The organism is Streptomyces sp. NPDC093225 (genome assembly GCF_044753805.1).
Lineage (GTDB): Bacteria > Actinomycetota > Actinomycetes > Streptomycetales > Streptomycetaceae > Streptomyces.
Map to the genome: position 1 here is coordinate 23152 of NZ_JBIVNX010000034.1, position 16437 is coordinate 39588.

Annotated in this window: 15 protein-coding genes and 1 tRNA gene; 6 read left to right on the plus strand and 10 right to left on the minus strand. The window is 70.3% G+C overall.

All coding sequences use genetic code 11. From position 1 onward, the window contains the following. Positions 1-143: 143 nt before the first annotated feature. Positions 144-2729, minus strand: coding sequence for an ATP-dependent chaperone ClpB (clpB, locus tag ACIQCH_RS26735; RefSeq protein WP_402584887.1), 2586 nt, complete (start codon positions 2727-2729; stop codon positions 144-146). Positions 2730-2948: 219 nt separating this feature from the next. On the opposite strand from clpB, the gene ACIQCH_RS26740 reads away from it, so the two are divergent. Then, positions 2949-3353: a pyridoxamine 5'-phosphate oxidase family protein gene (locus ACIQCH_RS26740; RefSeq protein WP_402584889.1), complete on the plus strand. Its 405-nt coding sequence runs from the start codon at positions 2949-2951 to the stop codon at positions 3351-3353. Between the two features lie 152 nt (positions 3354-3505). On the opposite strand, the gene ACIQCH_RS26745 is transcribed toward ACIQCH_RS26740, so the two are convergent. Beyond that, complete coding sequence (locus ACIQCH_RS26745; RefSeq protein ID WP_030199308.1) at positions 3506-3820, minus strand: hypothetical protein; 315 nt, start codon at positions 3818-3820, stop codon at positions 3506-3508. A gap of 323 nt (positions 3821-4143) precedes the next feature. On the opposite strand from ACIQCH_RS26745, the gene ACIQCH_RS26750 reads away from it, so the two are divergent. Next, a complete protein-coding gene (locus ACIQCH_RS26750; protein WP_402584982.1) occupies positions 4144-5181 on the plus strand; it encodes a helix-turn-helix transcriptional regulator in 1038 nt (345 codons plus the stop codon). A 57-nt stretch (positions 5182-5238) separates the two neighbouring features. Here the strand turns inward: ACIQCH_RS26750 and ACIQCH_RS26755 are convergent, their stop codons facing one another. Genes ACIQCH_RS26755 through dnaK form a run of 4 tightly spaced genes read right to left on the minus strand, consistent with a single transcriptional unit; the run spans position 5239 to position 9397 of the window. Beyond that, on the minus strand, positions 5239-5709 hold the full coding sequence (locus ACIQCH_RS26755; RefSeq protein ID WP_402584891.1) for a heat shock protein transcriptional repressor HspR: 471 nt from the start codon (positions 5707-5709) through the stop codon (positions 5239-5241). Between the two features lie 4 nt (positions 5710-5713). Further along, positions 5714-6898, minus strand: a complete 1185-nt coding sequence (gene dnaJ, locus ACIQCH_RS26760) for a molecular chaperone DnaJ (RefSeq protein WP_402584893.1) — start codon at positions 6896-6898, stop codon at positions 5714-5716. Positions 6899-6932: 34 nt separating this feature from the next. Beyond that, the gene (gene grpE / locus ACIQCH_RS26765) at positions 6933-7553 is read right to left on the minus strand and encodes a nucleotide exchange factor GrpE (RefSeq protein ID WP_402584895.1); all 621 of its coding nucleotides are present in this window, start codon (positions 7551-7553) and stop codon (positions 6933-6935) included. Continuing rightward, the gene (gene dnaK / locus ACIQCH_RS26770; RefSeq protein ID WP_402584897.1) at positions 7553-9397 is read right to left on the minus strand and encodes a molecular chaperone DnaK; all 1845 of its coding nucleotides are present in this window, start codon (positions 9395-9397) and stop codon (positions 7553-7555) included. Before dnaK ends, grpE begins: the two co-directional genes overlap by 1 nt. 233 nt (positions 9398-9630) lie before the next feature. On the opposite strand from dnaK, the gene ACIQCH_RS26775 reads away from it, so the two are divergent. From ACIQCH_RS26775 to ACIQCH_RS26785, 3 genes are all read left to right on the plus strand, one after another. Further along, positions 9631-10335 carry a sugar transferase gene (locus tag ACIQCH_RS26775; protein WP_402584899.1) on the plus strand — a complete coding sequence of 235 codons (705 nt, stop codon included), beginning with the start codon at positions 9631-9633 and terminating at the stop codon, positions 10333-10335. A 110-nt stretch (positions 10336-10445) separates the two neighbouring features. Then, on the plus strand, positions 10446-12719 hold the full coding sequence (locus tag ACIQCH_RS26780) for a (Fe-S)-binding protein (RefSeq protein WP_402584900.1): 2274 nt from the start codon (positions 10446-10448) through the stop codon (positions 12717-12719). 351 nt (positions 12720-13070) lie between these two features. Then, positions 13071-14045, plus strand: a complete 975-nt coding sequence (locus ACIQCH_RS26785) for a Yip1 family protein (protein WP_402584901.1) — start codon at positions 13071-13073, stop codon at positions 14043-14045. A 99-nt stretch (positions 14046-14144) separates the two neighbouring features. Here the strand turns inward: ACIQCH_RS26785 and ACIQCH_RS26790 are convergent, their stop codons facing one another. The 3 genes from ACIQCH_RS26790 to ACIQCH_RS26800 all read right to left on the minus strand — a co-directional run bounded on the left by ACIQCH_RS26790 (position 14145) and on the right by ACIQCH_RS26800 (position 15473). Next, positions 14145-14642 carry a phosphoribosyltransferase gene (locus tag ACIQCH_RS26790; protein WP_030207686.1) on the minus strand — a complete coding sequence of 166 codons (498 nt, stop codon included), beginning with the start codon at positions 14640-14642 and terminating at the stop codon, positions 14145-14147. An 8-nt stretch (positions 14643-14650) separates the two neighbouring features. Then, entirely contained in the window at positions 14651-15232 is a 582-nt protein-coding gene (dcd, locus tag ACIQCH_RS26795) for a dCTP deaminase (protein ID WP_030207690.1), read from the minus strand. A gap of 76 nt (positions 15233-15308) precedes the next feature. Beyond that, entirely contained in the window at positions 15309-15473 is a 165-nt protein-coding gene (locus ACIQCH_RS26800) for a hypothetical protein (RefSeq protein ID WP_402584903.1), read from the minus strand. A gap of 222 nt (positions 15474-15695) precedes the next feature. Here ACIQCH_RS26800 and ACIQCH_RS26805 point away from each other — a divergent pair. Next, positions 15696-15769, plus strand: a tRNA-Gly gene (locus ACIQCH_RS26805). Between the two features lie 92 nt (positions 15770-15861). Here ACIQCH_RS26805 and ACIQCH_RS26810 read toward each other — a convergent pair. Continuing rightward, positions 15862-16437: a PIN domain-containing protein gene (locus ACIQCH_RS26810; protein ID WP_402584905.1), complete on the minus strand. Its 576-nt coding sequence runs from the start codon at positions 16435-16437 to the stop codon at positions 15862-15864.

Here is a 16437-nt window from a genome sequence, read left to right on the forward strand (position 1 = left end):
CGGGAGGGGCATGGCAACCCCCGCCACGACCGATCCGCTCCCAGCGGACACGGCGCGGCGGGCGGGCGCGGGCGCGACCCGCTCCTGCCCCCGTCGGGGCCGGTGACACGGGGCCGGCCGGGTCCGGCCGGCCCCGTGTCCGCTCACAGCGCCCGGCCGACCAGGAGGTCGTCGCCGACCAGGGAGACGCGGACGGTGTCGCCGTCCTTGACCTCGCCCGCGATGATCTCCTTGGCGAGGCGGTCCCCGATGGCGGTCTGGATCAGGCGGCGCAGCGGGCGGGCGCCGTAGACCGGGTCGTTGCCCTCGTCCGCCAGCCAGGCCAGGGCCTCGGGCGTGACGTCCAGGGTGAGCCGGCGTTCGGCCAGGCGCTTGGCCAGGCGGCCGATCTGGAGCTCCGCGATGTGCGCCAGCTCGTCCCTCGAGAGGGCCGAGAAGACGACGATGTCGTCGAGGCGGTTGAGGAACTCCGGCTTGAACGACGCGCGGACGACCTCCAGGACCTGCTCGCGCTTCTCCGCGTCGCTCGTCGTGGGCTCGACCAGGTACTGGCTGCCCAGGTTCGAGGTCAGGATCAGGATGGCGTTGCGGAAGTCCACCGTGCGGCCCTGGCCGTCGGTGAGCCGGCCGTCGTCGAGGACCTGCAGGAGGACGTCGAAGACCTCCGGGTGGGCCTTCTCGACCTCGTCCAGCAGGACGACGCTGTACGGGCGGCGCCGGACGGCCTCGGTGAGCTGGCCGCCCTCCTCGTAGCCCACGTAGCCGGGCGGGGCGCCGACCAGCCGCGCCACGCTGTGCTTCTCGCCGTACTCCGACATGTCGATGCGGACCATGGCCCGCTCGTCGTCGAAGAGGAAGTCGGCCAGGGCCTTGGCCAGCTCGGTCTTGCCGACGCCGGTCGGGCCGAGGAAGAGGAACGAGCCGGTGGGCCGGTCGGGGTCGGCGATGCCGGCCCGGGTGCGGCGCACGGCGTCGGAGACCGCGCGGACCGCCTCGGTCTGGCCGATCAGGCGCCGGCCCAGCTCGTCCTCCATCCGCAGGAGCTTCTGGGTCTCGCCCTCCAGCAGGCGGCCGGCCGGGATGCCGGTCCAGGAGCCGACGACCTCGGCGATGTCGTCCGGGCCGACCTCCTCCTTGACCATGGTCTCCTTGGCGGCCTCCGCCTCTGCCTCGGTGGCCTCCGCCAGCTCGCGCTCCAGGGCCGGGATCTCCCCGTAGAGCAGCTTGGAGGCGCTGTCGAAGTCGCCCTCGCGCTGGGCCCGCTCGGCCTGGCCGCGCAGGCTGTCCAGGCGCTCCTTGAGCTCGCCGACGCGGTTGAGGGACTGCTTCTCCTTCTCCCAGCGCGCGGTCAGGCCGCGCAGCTCCTCCTCCTTGTCGGCGAGGTCCTTGCGCAGCCGCTCCAGACGCTCGCGGGAGGCCGGGTCGGACTCGTTCTTCAGGGCCAGCTCCTCCATCCGGAGGCGGTCCACGGAGCGCTGCAGCTCGTCGATCTCCAGCGGCGAGGAGTCGATCTCCATGCGCAGCCGGGAGGCGGCCTCGTCGACGAGGTCGATGGCCTTGTCGGGCAGGAAGCGGGAGGTGATGTACCGGTCGGACAGGGTGGCGGCGGCGACCAGCGCGCTGTCGTTGATCTGCACCTTGTGGTGGGCCTCGTAGCGGCCCTTGAGGCCGCGCAGGATCGCGATGGTGTCCTCGACGGTCGGCTCGGCCACCAGCACCTGCTGGAAGCGCCGCTCCAGCGCCGGGTCCTTCTCGATGCGCTCGCGGTACTCGTCGAGGGTCGTGGCGCCGACCATGCGCAGCTCGCCGCGGGCCAGCATCGGCTTGAGCATGTTGCCGGCGTCCATGGCGGAGTCGCCGCCCGCGCCCGCGCCGACGACCGTGTGCAGCTCGTCGATGAAGGTGATGATCTGGCCGTCGCTGTTCTTGATCTCGGCCAGGACGGTCTTCAGGCGCTCCTCGAACTCGCCGCGGTACTTGGCGCCCGCGACCATGGCGCCGAGGTCGAGGGAGACCAGGCGCTTGTTCTTGAGGGACTCGGGGACGTCGCCCTTCACGATGCGCTGGGCCAGGCCCTCCACGACGGCGGTCTTGCCGACGCCGGGCTCGCCGATGAGCACCGGGTTGTTCTTGGTGCGCCGGGACAGCACCTGGACCACGCGGCGGATCTCGTGGTCGCGGCCGATGACCGGGTCGAGCTTGCCCTCGCGGGCGGCGGCGGTGAAGTCCGTGCCGAACTTCTCCAGGGCCTTGTACTGGCCCTCGGGGTCGGGCGTGGTCACCCGGCGTCCTCCTCGTACGGACTGGAAGGCGGCCAGCAGCTTGTCGGCGGTGGCGCCCTGCTGGACGAGCACGCCGCCGGCCGCCCCGCCCTTGGCGGCGGTGGCGATCAGCAGGTGCTCGGTGGAGAGGTACTCGTCGCCCAGCTGCTTGGCCTGCTTGTCCGCCTCGGCGAGGACGGCGAGCAGGTCGCGGCTGGCCTGCGGGGGCGAGACGGTGGAGCCGGTGACGCTGGGGAGCCCGGCCAGCACGCGCTCGGTGCCGGAGCGGACACCCGCCTGGTCGGCCTCGACGGCGGCGAGCAGGTCGGTGATGTTCTCGTTCTCGGAGCCCTCGAGGAGCGCCAGCAGCAGGTGCGCCGGGGTCAGGTCGGGGTGGCCGTCCTTGACGGCGCGGGTGGTGGCGGCGTTGAGGGCTTCCCGGCTCTTGTTGGTCAGCTCGGCGTCCACGTACGGCTTCTCCTCTCCAGGGCGGTGCTCGGCGGGCGGCTCGTCAGCCTGACTCTGACAACGTGCACAAAGTTGAGTCTATTCCACTCAAGGCAGTCGCCTCAACGCCCTCGGGCACGAACAGGACCGCGGGAGGGGCGTGCGTGCGCGGCGCGACCGCCCCCGGGCGCCCCCCGTGCGCGGGACGCCCCGCCGCCGCGCCTGACTAGGCTGCGGGGCATGTCCCTGGATCCACTGAACCCGACGCCCGAGTTCCTCGCCTTCTGGCAGGAGCGGCACCTGTGCACGCTGACGACGCAGCGCCCCGACGGGACGCCGCACGTGGTCCCGGTCGGAGTGACGTACGACCCCGAGGCCGGCCTGGCGCGGGTGATCACCAACAAGAACAGCCGGAAGGTCCGCAACATCCTGGCGGCGCAGCCGGGAACCGCCCGGGTGGCGGTGTGCCAGCTCGCCGGGAAGAACTGGGCGACGCTGGAGGGCAGCGCGGTGGTCCGTACGGACGACGAGGCCGTCGCGGACGCGGTCGCGCGCTACGCGGTGCGGTACGGGCGCACGCCGTCGCCGAACCCGGACCGGGTGCTCATCGAGATCCGCCTCGACCGGGCCATGGGCCGGGCCTGAGGCAGCCGGAACCGGAACCGGATCCGACCGGATTTTGGCTGATCCCCGCTATGGACGCGGGCAGCACAACGGCGCCATCGTGTTCAGGTCCACGATGGCGCCGTTGTGTGGGGGAAGCACCTGGGGCGATCTGCAACGACGGGGGAATCGCCTCAGGCACTGCGGGGGGTGGCGGTGGTGATGTCGGGCTCGAACAACTGGTGGTCACGGGCATCGAGGTTGACGAAGACCATTCCGTACCGGACTTCGCAGCGCACCGGCTGCGGCGCTCCCCGCGGCCGACGCAGGCAGCGGTACGCGCGGACGTCCTCGTCCTCCTCGCGCACGACGACGATGGGCTGGCCGAAAAGGGTGACCATCAACGAGTCACCGGGGTGCGGGATCGCCGTGACGAGGTCGATGAACTGCCATCCGGACCGGTAGGCGGAGGCCATCTCCCGGCGGAAGGAGCGGTCGTCGGGGGTCATGCGTCCACCACCCCCGCGGACGTGCCCGTCGTCCTGCCGCCGTCGCCCCAACCACTGTCATCCAGCGGTGCACTGCCCCAGCCACTGTCGGCCGGCGCACTGCCCCAGCCACTGTCAGGGATACCGGCGGTCCCCGCGAGGCCGCCCGCCACCCCGTACGCCACGACTGTGGAGAGAGCAACGGCAACCACCGAGCGAAGCAATCTCTTGTACATGGTCGACTTCGTCCTCACTGGATGGATTCCTCTCCCCCGCATGACAGACGATGACCGATCGAGCCATGTCGATGCCACTGTGGCGATGCATCATGTTCCTGAAGATGCATAACCCTGGGGGTGGGAGATTTGACAACAACCAGCGCAAAGCAGACACATCCCCACTCGGTGACGGATCTGTGCGGTCCGGGCGCGGAGCTCTACGCCACTGCGCTCAGCTCCGGTCGCATCGCCCGCGTAGAAGTTGAATCCGCACCCTGCCTGCTGGAATTCGCGCTGCTCCATCCCGATCCCGACGACGCCAACTGGCTCCGCCCAGTACCTCCGACGGTCGCACTGACCCAAAGGTTGCAACCCATCGAGCGGGAGATCCTGCAACGACGCCGCGCAACCATTGAGCTCGCCGAAGCTTTCGAGCCATTCATGGCCATCAGTGCGCTCACCCCGGCACCCACCCACGCGATCACCGTGCTGGAAGGATTCAACCGCATCAACGCGGCACTCAACGTCGCCACCGCCGAGTGCCAGACCGAGATGCTGACCATCCAGCCCGGCGGCGGCCGCGCCGAACACATCCTGAACCAGGCCATCGAGCGCGACCAGCCGCTCATCCGACGCGGCGTCAGCATGCGCACGCTCTACCAGCACACCGCCCGGCACAGCCCGGGCACGATGGCGTACGTCGAGCGGATGGCGTCCGGGAAGGTGCAGATCCGCACGCTGGAGGAGCTCGTGGAGCGCCTCATCATCTGCGACGAGACCGTCGCCTTCATCCCCGCGCGCGACGACCAGAAGGTGGCCCTGGAGCTGCGCCACCCGGCGCTCGTGCGCTACCTCGTCAAGGTCTTCGAACAGCTGTGGCGGCGGGCCACCCCGCTGACCGAGCAGATCCCGTACGACCCCACGCCGTCCGGCATCTCGGGCGTCCAGCGGTCCATCGCCCAACTCCTCGTCGAGGGCCACGTGGACGAGGCGATCGCGCGCCGGCTGGGCATGAACGTACGGACCTGCCGGGCCCACATCGCGAAGCTGGCCAGCCACCTCGGCAGCGGCAGCCGGGCCCAGCTCGGCTACCTCGTCGCCCGCTCGGGGATCCTGGACACCCCGCTCGACGCCTCCGACGCGCCGGAGGGCACGGAGGGCTGACGGACACGCGAAAGGCCCCCACCCGCGGGGGCAGGGGCCTTGGAGGGCGCGCGGAGCTCAGTCGGTCGGCCGCTTGGGCCGCCAGACCACCAGCGCGCTGGTCTGCTGCACGTCCTGGTACGGCACCAGGTCGCGCCGGTACGACGCGTGCACCTGCGCCTCGCGCTGCTGCATCGCCGCCGCCGCGCCCTCCAGCGCCGCCGCCATCTCGGCGACCCGCTGCTGGAGCGCCGCGACCTGGTTCTCCAGTTCGATGATGCGCTTGATGCCGGCCAGGTTGATGCCCTCGTCCTGCGACAGCTGCTGCACCGTGCGCAGCAGCTCGATGTCGCGGGCCGAGTAGCGCCGGCCGCGCCCGGCCGTGCGGTCCGGGGAGACCAGGCCGAGGCGGTCGTACTGGCGCAGGGTCTGGGGATGCAGGCCGGAGAGCTGGGCGGCCACCGAGATGACGTAGACGGGGGTCTCGTCGGTCAGTTCGTACGCGCCCGCGCCGAAGCGGGACTGCCGTCGTCGGCCGTCGGCACTCATGGGGTCACGCTCCCTTCGCTGCCTGGAACAGCTCTTCCCTGGGGTCCTCGTCCGCCGTGGCGTCCCGGAAGGCCACCAGGGCGTCCCGGGCGTCGTCCGTCAGGTGCTGCGGCACGGAGATCTCGACCGTCACCAGCAGGTCGCCCCGGGTGCCGTCCTTGCGGACCGCGCCCTTGCCGCGGGCGCGCATCGTACGCCCGTTGGGGGTGCCGGGCGGAAGCTTCAGCGTGACCGGCGGGCCGCCCAGGGTCGGCACCTTGACCTCGCCGCCGAGCACCGCCTCCGGGAGGGTGACGGGCACGGTGACGGTCAGGTTGTCGCCCTTGCGGCCGAACACCGGGTGGCTGCCCACGTGGACCACGACGAACAGGTCGCCCGCCGGGCCGCCGCGCTCGCCCGGGCCGCCCTTGCCGCGCAGCCGGATCCGCTGCCCGTCGGAGACGCCCGCCGGGATGCGGACCTGCATGGTGCGCGAGGAGCGGGCCCGCCCGCTGCCCTTGCAGACCTCGCAGGGGTTCTCCGCGATGAGACCGCGGCCCTTGCAGTCCGGGCAGGGGTCGGTCAGCGAGAAGCCGCCGCCCGACCCGCGGGCCACCTGGCCGGTGCCGACGCAGGTCGGGCACACGCGGGGCGTGCCGTTCTGGTCGCCGGTGCCGGAGCAGGCCTTGCAGGGGGCCTGCGAGGTCATCCGCAGCGGGACGGTGGCGCCCTCCACGGCCTCGGCGAAGCTCAGCGTGACCTCGGACTCGACGTCCTGGCCGCGCCGGGGCTGCTGGCGTGCGCCCGCGGCCCCGCCCCGGCCGCCGAAGAGGCCGCCGAAGACGTCACCGAGACCGCCCCCGAAGCCCCCGGCACCGGCGCCGCCGCCCCCGCCCTGGGCGCCTCCGAAGAGGTCGCCCAGGTCGAAGTTGAACGAGCCGCCGGCTCCGGGGCCGGGGCGGAAGCCGCCGTTGCCGAAGAGCGCGCGGGCGTCGTCGTACTCCTTGCGCTTCTTGGGGTCGGCGAGGACGTCGTTGGCCTCGGAGATCTCCTTGAAGCGCTCCTCGGCCTCCGTGTTGCCCTTGTTGGCGTCCGGGTGGAACTCGCGGGCGAGCTTCCGGTAGGCCTTCTTGATCTCGGCCTCGGTGGCGTCCTTGGGGACGCCGAGAACCTTGTAGTAGTCCTTCTCCACGAAGTCCTTCGTGCTCATCGACGTCCCTCCTCCCGCGTACGGGTCCTACTGGTTACTTGGTGTCCTTCTCGGAGTCGTCCGACTCCTCGGACTTCGCCGGGGCCCCGGGCTGGGGCTCGGCGACCGCGACGCGCGCGGGCCGGACGGTGCGCTCGCCGATCCGGTAGCCCGGCTGCAGGATCGCCACGCAGGTCGTCTCGGTGACGTCCGGCGCGTACGAGTGCATCAGGGCCTCGTGGATCGTCGGGTCGAAGGGCTCGCCCTCCTTGCCGAACTGCTGCAGGCCCATCTTGGCGACGACGGTCTCCAGCGCCTCGGCGACGGACTTGAAGCCGCCGACCAGCTCGCCGTGCTCCCGCGCGCGACCGATGTCGTCGAGCGTCGGCAGCAGCTCGGTCAGGAGGTTCGCGACGGCGATCTCCTTGACCGTGACCCGGTCGCGCTCCACGCGGCGGCGGTAGTTCTGGTACTCCGCCTGGAGCCGCTGGAGGTCCGCGGTGCGCTCGCCGAGCGCGGTCCGGACCTGGTCCAGCTGCGCCGTGAGCGCCACGTCAGTTGCGTCCCCGGCCGGGGCCGCCGCCTCCTTGGAGTCGGCGGCCGTCGGCTCGTCGGGCGTCGTGCCGTCGGTGGGGACGTCGGGCTTCTCGTCGAAGCCCGGGGTCTCCTCCGACATCAGACCTGGCCGCCCTTCGGCTTGTCCTCGTCGATGATCTCGGCGTCGACGACGTCGTCGTCGGCGGCCTGGGCGCCGGCGGCGTCACCGGCGGCGGCACCCTGCGCGCCCTGCGCGTCGGCGTACATGGCCTGGCCGAGCTTCTGGCTGACCGCGGCGACCTTCTCGGTCGCGGTGCGGATCTCGGCCGCGTCCTCGCCCTTGAGCTTCTCCTTCAGCTCGGCGACGGCGCCCTCGACCTCGGTCTTGACCTCGCCCGGGACCTTGTCCTCGTTGTCCTTGAGGAACTTCTCCGTCTGGTAGACGAGCTGCTCGCCCTGGTTGCGCGTCTCGGCGGCCTCGCGGCGGCGGGTGTCCTCCTCCGCGTACTGCTCGGCCTCCTGGCGCATGCGGTCGACCTCGTCCTTCGGCAGCGAGGAGCCGCCGGTGACGGTCATCTTCTGCTCCTTGCCCGTGCCCAGGTCCTTCGCGGTCACGTGCATGATGCCGTTGGCGTCGATGTCGAAGGCGACCTCGATCTGCGGCACGCCGCGCGGGGCCGGCGGCAGACCGGTCAGCTCGAACATGCCGAGCTTCTTGTTGTACGCCGCGATCTCGCGCTCGCCCTGGTAGACCTGGATCTGCACGGACGGCTGGTTGTCCTCGGCCGTCGTGAAGATCTCGGACCGCTTGGTCGGGATCGTGGTGTTGCGCTCGATGAGCTTGGTCATGATGCCGCCCTTGGTCTCGATGCCGAGGGACAGCGGGGTCACGTCGAGGAGCAGGACGTCCTTGACCTCGCCCTTGAGGACACCGGCCTGGAGGGTGGCGCCGATGGCGACGACCTCGTCCGGGTTCACACCCTTGTTGGCCTCCTTGCCGCCGGTCAGCTCCTTGACGAGCTCGGCGACGGCGGGCATGCGGGTGGAACCGCCGACCAGGACCACGTGGTCGATCTCGGACAGCGCGATGCCGGCGTCCTTGATGACGTTGTGGAACGGGGTCTTGCAGCGCTCGAGCAGGTCCAGGGTCAGCTGCTGGAACTGGGCGCGGGTGAGCTTCTCGTCGAGGTGCAGCGGGCCCTCGGCCGAGGCCGTGATGTAGGGCAGGTTGATCGTGGTCTCCGTCGAGGAGGAGAGCTCGATCTTCGCCTTCTCGGCGGCCTCGCGCAGGCGCTGCAGCGCCATCTTGTCCTTGGACAGGTCCACGCCGTGGCCGTTGGCGAACTGCTTCACCAGGTAGTCGACGACGCGCTGGTCCCAGTCGTCACCACCGAGGTGGTTGTCACCGTTGGTGGCCTTGACCTCGACGACGCCGTCGCCGATCTCCAGCAGCGACACGTCGAAGGTGCCGCCACCGAGGTCGAAGACGAGGATGGTCTGGTCGTCCTTGTCGAGGCCGTACGCCAGGGCGGCGGCGGTGGGCTCGTTGACGATGCGCAGGACGTTCAGGCCCGCGATCTCGCCGGCCTCCTTGGTGGCCTGGCGCTCGGAGTCGTTGAAGTACGCCGGGACGGTGATGACCGCGTCGGTGACCTTCTCGCCCAGGTAGGCCTCGGCGTCCCGCTTCAGCTTCTGCAGGATGAACGCCGACATCTGCTGCGGGTTGAAGTCCTTGCCGTCGATCCCGACCTTCCAGTCGGTGCCCATGTGGCGCTTGACCGAGCGGATGGTCCGGTCGACGTTGGTGACGGCCTGCCGCTTGGCGACCTCACCGACGAGGACCTCGCCGTTCTTGGCGAAGGCGACGACGGACGGCGTGGTCCTGGCACCCTCGGCGTTGGTGATGACGGTGGGCTCGCCGCCTTCGAGAACGCTGACGACGGAGTTAGTGGTGCCCAGGTCGATGCCGACCGCACGTGCCATTTTTGATTCCTCCATGACTTGAGTGGAACAGGCTCAAGGATGCCGTAAGGCCGCGAACCCGTCAACAGAACTGAGTCGTGGCGACTCAACTCTTACGCGGCCCTTACGCTCAGGGCGGCCCGGACCCCCCTGGAGCGGCGGGCTCGCGGAAGGCCCCGACGGGCAGCGCCCGAGCGGGGGACACCGCCGCGCGGCGGCGCGGGGCGGGGGCCGTTCGGGGGGAACGTGGGGGGATGCCCACGTTCGCACGGCCGACGCTGCCCGCAGCCCTCACCCGCCCCCGGCCGGGCGCGGCGAAGCGGGGCTTCGACCTGGTCTCGAGCGCCGCGCTGCTCGCCCTGGGCGCGGTGCCGCTGCTGCTGCTCGCGGCCGCCGTCGCGGTGACCGAGCGGGCCGGACCGCTGGTGCGGGAGGAGGCCGCGGGGCTCGGCGGCCGCCCGTACGGCCGGTGGCTCTTCCGCAGCGGCCGCGCCACCTGGCTGCGCCGGGCCGGCCTGGAGGCGCTGCCGCAGCTGTGGAACGTGCTGCGCGGGGAGATGTCGCTGGTGGGCCCGCGGCCGTTGCCGCCCGGCACGGACGCCCCGCGCGGGCGGTCCGGCGTACGCCCCGGCATGACCGGGCTCTGGCAGGTGGGCGCCCGCTCCGACCTGCCGTGGGAGGAGATGGCCCTGCTGGACCTGCACTACGTCGAGCACCACTGGCTCGGCATGGACCTCGCGATCCTCGCCGGCACCCCGCGGGCCGTGGCCCGGGTGCGCAGGCCCGCCCCGACCGGGTTCCGCGCCGCCGCACCGGCCACCGAGCCCGTTTCGGTACCCGACGGCTCTGTACCGAACGCCCCCGGACCTGGAAACATGGCCCCTGCACCGACAGCTGGGGCCGCCACGGAGGCGCCGCCTCCGCAGGGGTGTGCGGAGCGCCAGGCAAGGCCCGCCTGAGCGACACAGATCACCGCTCGCACGGCTACAGTGCGGCGCGTGGAGTGGGTAACCTCAGCTTGACTGAATAAGTTACCGCTTAGTAATGGTGCCCGCCCGAGGAGCCCCCAATGCAACTCGCCGCGATCATTGTGTCGCTGGTCCTGACCGTGATCGGCGTCGCGCTCTTCGCGCGCGCGATCGCCGCGATCTACCGGTTCGTGAAGATCGGCCAGCCGGTCCCGGCGGGCTCCCGCACGGACCGCCCGAAGCAGCGGACGATCACCCTGGCCAGGGAGTTCCTCGTCCACACCCGGATGAACCGCTGGGGCATCGTCGGCTTCGCGCACTGGTTCGTGGCCGTCGGCTTCCTCACGCTGCCGCCCACCCTGGTCCAGGCGTACGGGCAGCTCTTCCAGGCGGACTGGGTGCTCCCGATCGTCGGCGACTTCCTGCCGTTCGAGCTCTACACCGAGTTCATCGGCCTGATGACGGTCGTGGGCATCGCCGTCCTCATGGTCATCCGACTGCTGTCGCTTCCCTCGAAGGCCGGCCGCAAGTCGCGCTTCGCGGGCTCCAAGTCCTGGCAGGCGTACTTCGTCGAGTACGTCATCCTCACCATCGGCCTGGCGATCCTGACCCTGCGCGGGCTCGAGGGCGCCATCCACCACGTGGACGGCTACGAGGCCTCGTACTTCGTGTCGTACCCGCTGGTCGCGGCCTTCGACGGACTCTCGCTCGGCACCCTGCAGAACCTCATCTACTTCACCGCCATGGTGAAGATCAGCGTCTCGCTGATCTGGATGATCACGGTCTCGCTCAACACCAACATGGGTGTGGCCTGGCACCGCTTCCTCGGCTTCCCGAACATCTGGTTCAAGCGCAACGCGGACGGCGCGACCGCGCTGGGCGCCCTGCAGCCGATGACCTCCGGCGGCAAGGAGATCGACTTCGAGGACCCGGGCGAGGACGACGTCTTCGGCGTCTCCCAGGTCGAGCAGTTCTCCTGGAAGGGCATCCTCGACTTCTCCACCTGCACCGAGTGCGGCCGCTGCCAGTCGCAGTGCCCCGCCTGGAACACCGGCAAGCCGCTCTCGCCGAAGCTCATGATCATGTCGCTGCGCGACCACGCGCACGCCAAGGCCCCGTACCTGCTGGCCGGCGGCGGCAAGACCATGGAGGGCGAGGAGAAGGCCTCCGAGGAGCAGCTCAAGGACGTCCCGGCCGCCGCGCTGGCCGAGGCCGAGCGCCCGCTGATCGGCACCGCCGAGGAGAACGGCGTCATCGACCCGGACGTGCTGTGGTCCTGCACCACCTGCGGCGCGTGCGTGGAGCAGTGCCCGGTCGACATCGAGCACATCGACCACATCGTCGACATGCGCCGCTACCAGGTGATGATCGAGTCCGCCTTCCCGAGCGAGGCCGGCACGATGCTCAAGAACCTGGAGAAGAAGGGCAACCCCTGGGGCCTGGCCAAGAAGCAGCGCGTCGAGTGGACCAAGGAGGTCGACTTCGAGGTCCCGATCGTCGGCAAGGACGTCGAGGACCTGTCCGAGGTCGACTACCTCTACTGGGTCGGCTGCGCCGGCGCCCTGGAGGACCGCGCCAAGAAGACCACCAAGGCCTTCGCGGAGCTGCTGCACATGGCGGGCGTCAAGTTCGCGATCATGGGCGGCGAGGAGAAGTGCACCGGTGACTCGCCGCGCCGCCTCGGCAACGAGCCGCTGTTCCAGCAGCTGGGCCAGGAGAACGTGGCCATGCTGAACATGGCCTTCGGCGAGGACGACGAGGACGAGTCGACGAAGAAGCCGAAGTCGGCGAAGAAGATCGTCTCGACCTGCCCGCACTGCTTCAACACCATCGCCAACGAGTACCCGCAGCTGGGCGGCGACTACGAGGTCATCCACCACACGCAGCTGCTGCAGCACCTCATCGACGAGGGCAAGCTGATCCCGATCACGCCGGTCGACGGTCTGATCACCTACCACGACCCCTGCTACCTGGGCCGCCACAACAAGGTCTACACGCCGCCGCGCGAGATCATGTCGGCCGTCCCGGGCCTGCGCCAGCAGGAGATGCACCGCCACAAGGAGCGGGGCTTCTGCTGCGGCGCCGGTGGCGCGCGGATGTGGATGGAGGAGCGGATCGGCAAGCGCATCAACAACGAGCGCGTCGACGAGGCCCTGTCCCTCAACCCGGACATCGTCTCCACCGCCTGCCCGTTCTGCCTCGTCATGCTGACCGACTCGGTCAACGGCAAGAAGAACGACGGTCAGGCCAAGGAGTCCGTGCAGGTCGTCGACGTGGCCCAGCTGCTGCTGGAGTCCGTCAAGACGCCGCTGCCGCCGGCCGCCGAGGGCGACGGCGAGGACGCCGAGGCACCGGAGCCGGAGCCCGCGAAGTAGCCGCGGGATTCCCGTGAGGTGCGGGATCCCCTTGAGGTGACGGACGGCCGGTCCTGCCCCCCGTGGCAAGGACCGGCCGTCCGTCGTTCGTGACCCCCCTCCGCGACACGAACGACGCTACGGACCGAATGTCTGGGCAACCCGTAGGGAACGTAACAACGGGCCGCAGACTGCATCGCAGCCGCGTAAAGCGCCTCAAACCGACCCAAAAGACCTACACGCGGCGGGCCTGACGGCGCCCCTCGGACACCCCCGAAAGACCCCCTAGGGGATGTCACAGCTCAGCCGCAAAGCCCGCGTGTTCCGGGGGCCCGGCCACCGGCCCCCGCCCGACCAGGTACGTTCGACCCCGTGGCTGGATTCAGGATCGGACGCGGCCGGGACAACCGCACCCCCCAACAACCCCCGCGGCAGCAGCAGTCGTACGGGCAGCAGGCACCGCCCCCGTACGGCGGGGGGCAGCCCTACCCCGGGCAGGCCCCGCAGCAGCCGTACCCCGGGCCGGGCCAGGCCGGCCGGGCGTACCCGCAGGCCCCGCAGCAGCAATGGCCGCAGCAGGGCGGCGGCCACGGCGAGCCCGAGTACTTCGACCCGTACGCGCAGGACGGCGGCCACCACGACGGCGGCTACGACCCGCGCGGCGGCGCCCCGTACCCGCAGGGCCCCGCGGGCGGCGACCCGTACGACAACAACCCCGGCCACACGCAGGTGTTCGCGGTCGGCGAGGACCCGTACGGCGACGGCACCGCCTACCGCGCGGGCCACGCCCCCGCGGGGCCGGTCGGCCCGCGCCTGCCGTGGAAGCAGCTGCTGAGCGGCATCGTCCTGCGCCCCGGCTCGACCTTCCTGCAGATGCGGGACTACGCCGTGTGGGGCCCGGCGCTGATCGTGACCTTCGTGTACGGGCTGCTCGCGGTCTTCGGCCTCGACGACACCCGCGAGGACACGATCAAGGCGACCCTCGCGCAGGCGGTGCCGATCGTGCTGTCCGCCGGCGTGGCGTTCGTCGTCCTCGGGCTGATCCTGGGCGCGGTCACGCACACGCTGGCCCGCCAGCTGGGCGGCGACGGCTCGTGGCAGCCCACCGTGGGCCTGTCGATGCTCGTCATGTCGGTCACCGACGCCCCGCGGCTGCTCTTCGCGGTCTTCCTGGGCGGCGACAACGGCCTCGTCCAGGTCCTGGGCTGGGCGACCTGGGTGGCGGCCGGCGCGCTGTTCACCTCCCTGATCAGCAAGGCCCACGACCTGCCGTGGCCGAAGGCACTGGGCGCGTCGGCGATCCAGCTGGTCGCCCTGCTGTCGATCATCAAGCTCGGCACGCTGTAGGAGCGCGCACCGCACCCGGGCACCCGCCCGGGTACGCGAGAGGGGCCCGCCGGATCGGAATCCGGCGGGCCCCTCTCGTACATCGGGGTGACGGGGGCGTCACGCGTCGAGGATCTGGCCCTCACGCGCGACGACCGGCGGCTCGACGCTCCAGGGGAACTCGATCCAGTCGTCCGTACGCTTCCAGACGTACTCGCACTTCACGAGGGAGTGGGACTTCTCGTAGATGACCGCGGAGCGGACCTCGGCCACGTTGCCGACGCAGAAGTCGTGCACCAGCTTGAGCGTCTTGCCGGTGTCGGCGACGTCGTCGGCGATCAGCACCTTCTTGTCGGAGAAGTCGATCGCGTCGGGCACCGGGGCCAGCATGACCGGCATCTCCAGCGTCGTGCCCACGCCGGTGTAGAACTCGACGTTCACCAGGTGGATGTTCTTGCAGTCCAGCGCGTACGCCAGGCCACCGGCGACGAACACGCCGCCGCGGGCGATGCTCAGGATGATGTCCGGCTCGTAGCCGTCCTCGGCGATGGTGGTGGCGAGCTCGCGCACCGCCCGGCCGAAGCCGTCGTACGTCAGGGATTCGCGTACTGCGCTCATACCGGTCTTCACTTCCTGACTTCGGTCCGGTGGAAGTTCACGAAGGACCGCGAGGCCGTCGGACCGCGCTGGCCCTGGTACCGCGATCCGTACCGTTCGCTTCCGTACGGGAACTCGGCGGGCGAGCTGAGCCGGAACATGCACAGCTGCCCGATCTTCATCCCCGGCCAGAGCTTGATCGGGAGCGTGGCGAGGTTCGACAGCTCCAGCGTCACGTGCCCCGAGAAACCGGGGTCGATGAACCCGGCGGTGGAGTGCGTGACCAGCCCCAGCCTGCCCAGGCTGGACTTCCCCTCCAGTCTGGACGCGATGTCGTCGGGCAGCGAGATGACCTCGTACGTCGAGGCGAGCACGAACTCGCCCGGGTGCAGGATGAAGGCCTCGTCCCCCTCGGGCTCGACCAGCCGCGTGAGGTCGCTCTGCTCCTCGGCGGGGTCGATGTGGGGGTAGCGGTGGTTCTCGAACACCCTGAAGAAGCGGTCGAGACGTACGTCGATGCTGGAGGGCTGGATCATCGACTCGTCGAACGGGTCGATGCGCACCCGCCCGCTGTCGATCTCGGCCCGGATGTCCTTGTCTGAGAGAAGCACGTCCTGAGGATACGCAAGGCGCGCGGCACCGCCCCAATCAGGACAGCCCGCGCGCCCGTGCCGTACCCCCGCGGCCCTAGCGCTCGACGCGCACCGCGTGCCGCAGCCGCGCGCAGCGCGGGCAGCGGATGAGCCGGGCGGGGCCGATCCGGCCGGGCCCGAGCTGCTGCAGCGGGAACGAAACGGCCCTGAAGACGTGCCCTCCGGCACAACGCACGACGGTGTGCTCCATAGCGTCCATGGAGTCCCTTTCCCAACGATCCGGCTGCGACGAATCGCCACATTAAGGGATGTTCCCGACCCGCTCCAGGCGGCACTCCGCCACGCCACGGTACGCCTCAACTCCCGCCCCCCGCACACGTTTCGTGGCCGAAAACAACACGGGCCCCCCGGGGTTTCACCACGGAGGGCCGGACATGGGGTACAGTGTGCAACGCTGCAACATCACCAAGTGGTGTGCTTCGCGGGTGTAGTTTAATGGTAGAACATGAGCTTCCCAAGCTCAGAGCGCGGGTTCGATTCCCGTCACCCGCTCCACGACAGAGCCCCAGGTCACCGACCTGGGGCTTGTTTGTTGTCTAGACCCTTCAAAGCATCACGCACCACCTGCGCACCATCCGCGCTCGCAATCACCTCATGCGATGTCCGAGGTGATGGGTGAGGCGGTCCGCGAAGCGCGGCAAGCCGGCCTTCGCGAGTCGGGCGACGGCATCGGCAATCGTCACTGGCGGGTTGCGCTTCTCTCGGGCAAGCCTGACCACCGTCTCCACCACCTCCTGCGGCAACTCGTCGTACAGCCCGCACAGGTAGGAATCCGGGTCGGTCACCCGCACTCCACGCTCAGCCAAGTCACCAGCGGGGAAGTCGGCGAGATTCCACGTGATCAGCGCGTCCGCTCCTGCAGCCACCGCTGCCGCCGCATGGTGCCGATCATCGGGGTCATCGCCCGGCATCTCATCGACAAGGTGCTCGTAGACCGCCGCCGGGATCTCACAGTCGGCGAAGAAGCGTCGAACGGCCTGGGCAACTGCGGCAGCGGACTCCGCCGAACGCCTTCCTTCGCGGACGATGACCCGCTCCCACTCCGCGAGCAGCCGTTCGGACCACACGATCTCGTGGACGGAGTCCTCCGTGAGAGCCAGCATCACGTCCATCACCGAGAACGGAAACAAGACGTTGGTGTCGACAAAGACCCGCGGCGCCAC

Coding starts and splice junctions, on each gene's coding strand:
- ACIQCH_RS26740 (WP_402584889.1), top strand. CDS start 2,949: ATGTCCCTGGATCCACTGAACCCGACGCCCGAGTTCCTCGCCTTCTGG.
- ACIQCH_RS26745 (WP_030199308.1), bottom strand. CDS start 3,820: ATGACCCCCGACGACCGCTCCTTCCGCCGGGAGATGGCCTCCGCCTAC.
- ACIQCH_RS26755 (WP_402584891.1), bottom strand. CDS start 5,709: ATGAGTGCCGACGGCCGACGACGGCAGTCCCGCTTCGGCGCGGGCGCG.
- dnaJ (WP_402584893.1), bottom strand. CDS start 6,898: ATGAGCACGAAGGACTTCGTGGAGAAGGACTACTACAAGGTTCTCGGC.
- grpE (WP_402584895.1), bottom strand. CDS start 7,553: ATGTCGGAGGAGACCCCGGGCTTCGACGAGAAGCCCGACGTCCCCACC.
- dnaK (WP_402584897.1), bottom strand. CDS start 9,397: ATGGCACGTGCGGTCGGCATCGACCTGGGCACCACTAACTCCGTCGTC.
- ACIQCH_RS26775 (WP_402584899.1), top strand. CDS start 9,631: ATGCCCACGTTCGCACGGCCGACGCTGCCCGCAGCCCTCACCCGCCCC.
- ACIQCH_RS26780 (WP_402584900.1), top strand. CDS start 10,446: ATGCAACTCGCCGCGATCATTGTGTCGCTGGTCCTGACCGTGATCGGC.
- ACIQCH_RS26790 (WP_030207686.1), bottom strand. CDS start 14,642: ATGAGCGCAGTACGCGAATCCCTGACGTACGACGGCTTCGGCCGGGCG.
- ACIQCH_RS26800 (WP_402584903.1), bottom strand. CDS start 15,473: ATGGACGCTATGGAGCACACCGTCGTGCGTTGTGCCGGAGGGCACGTC.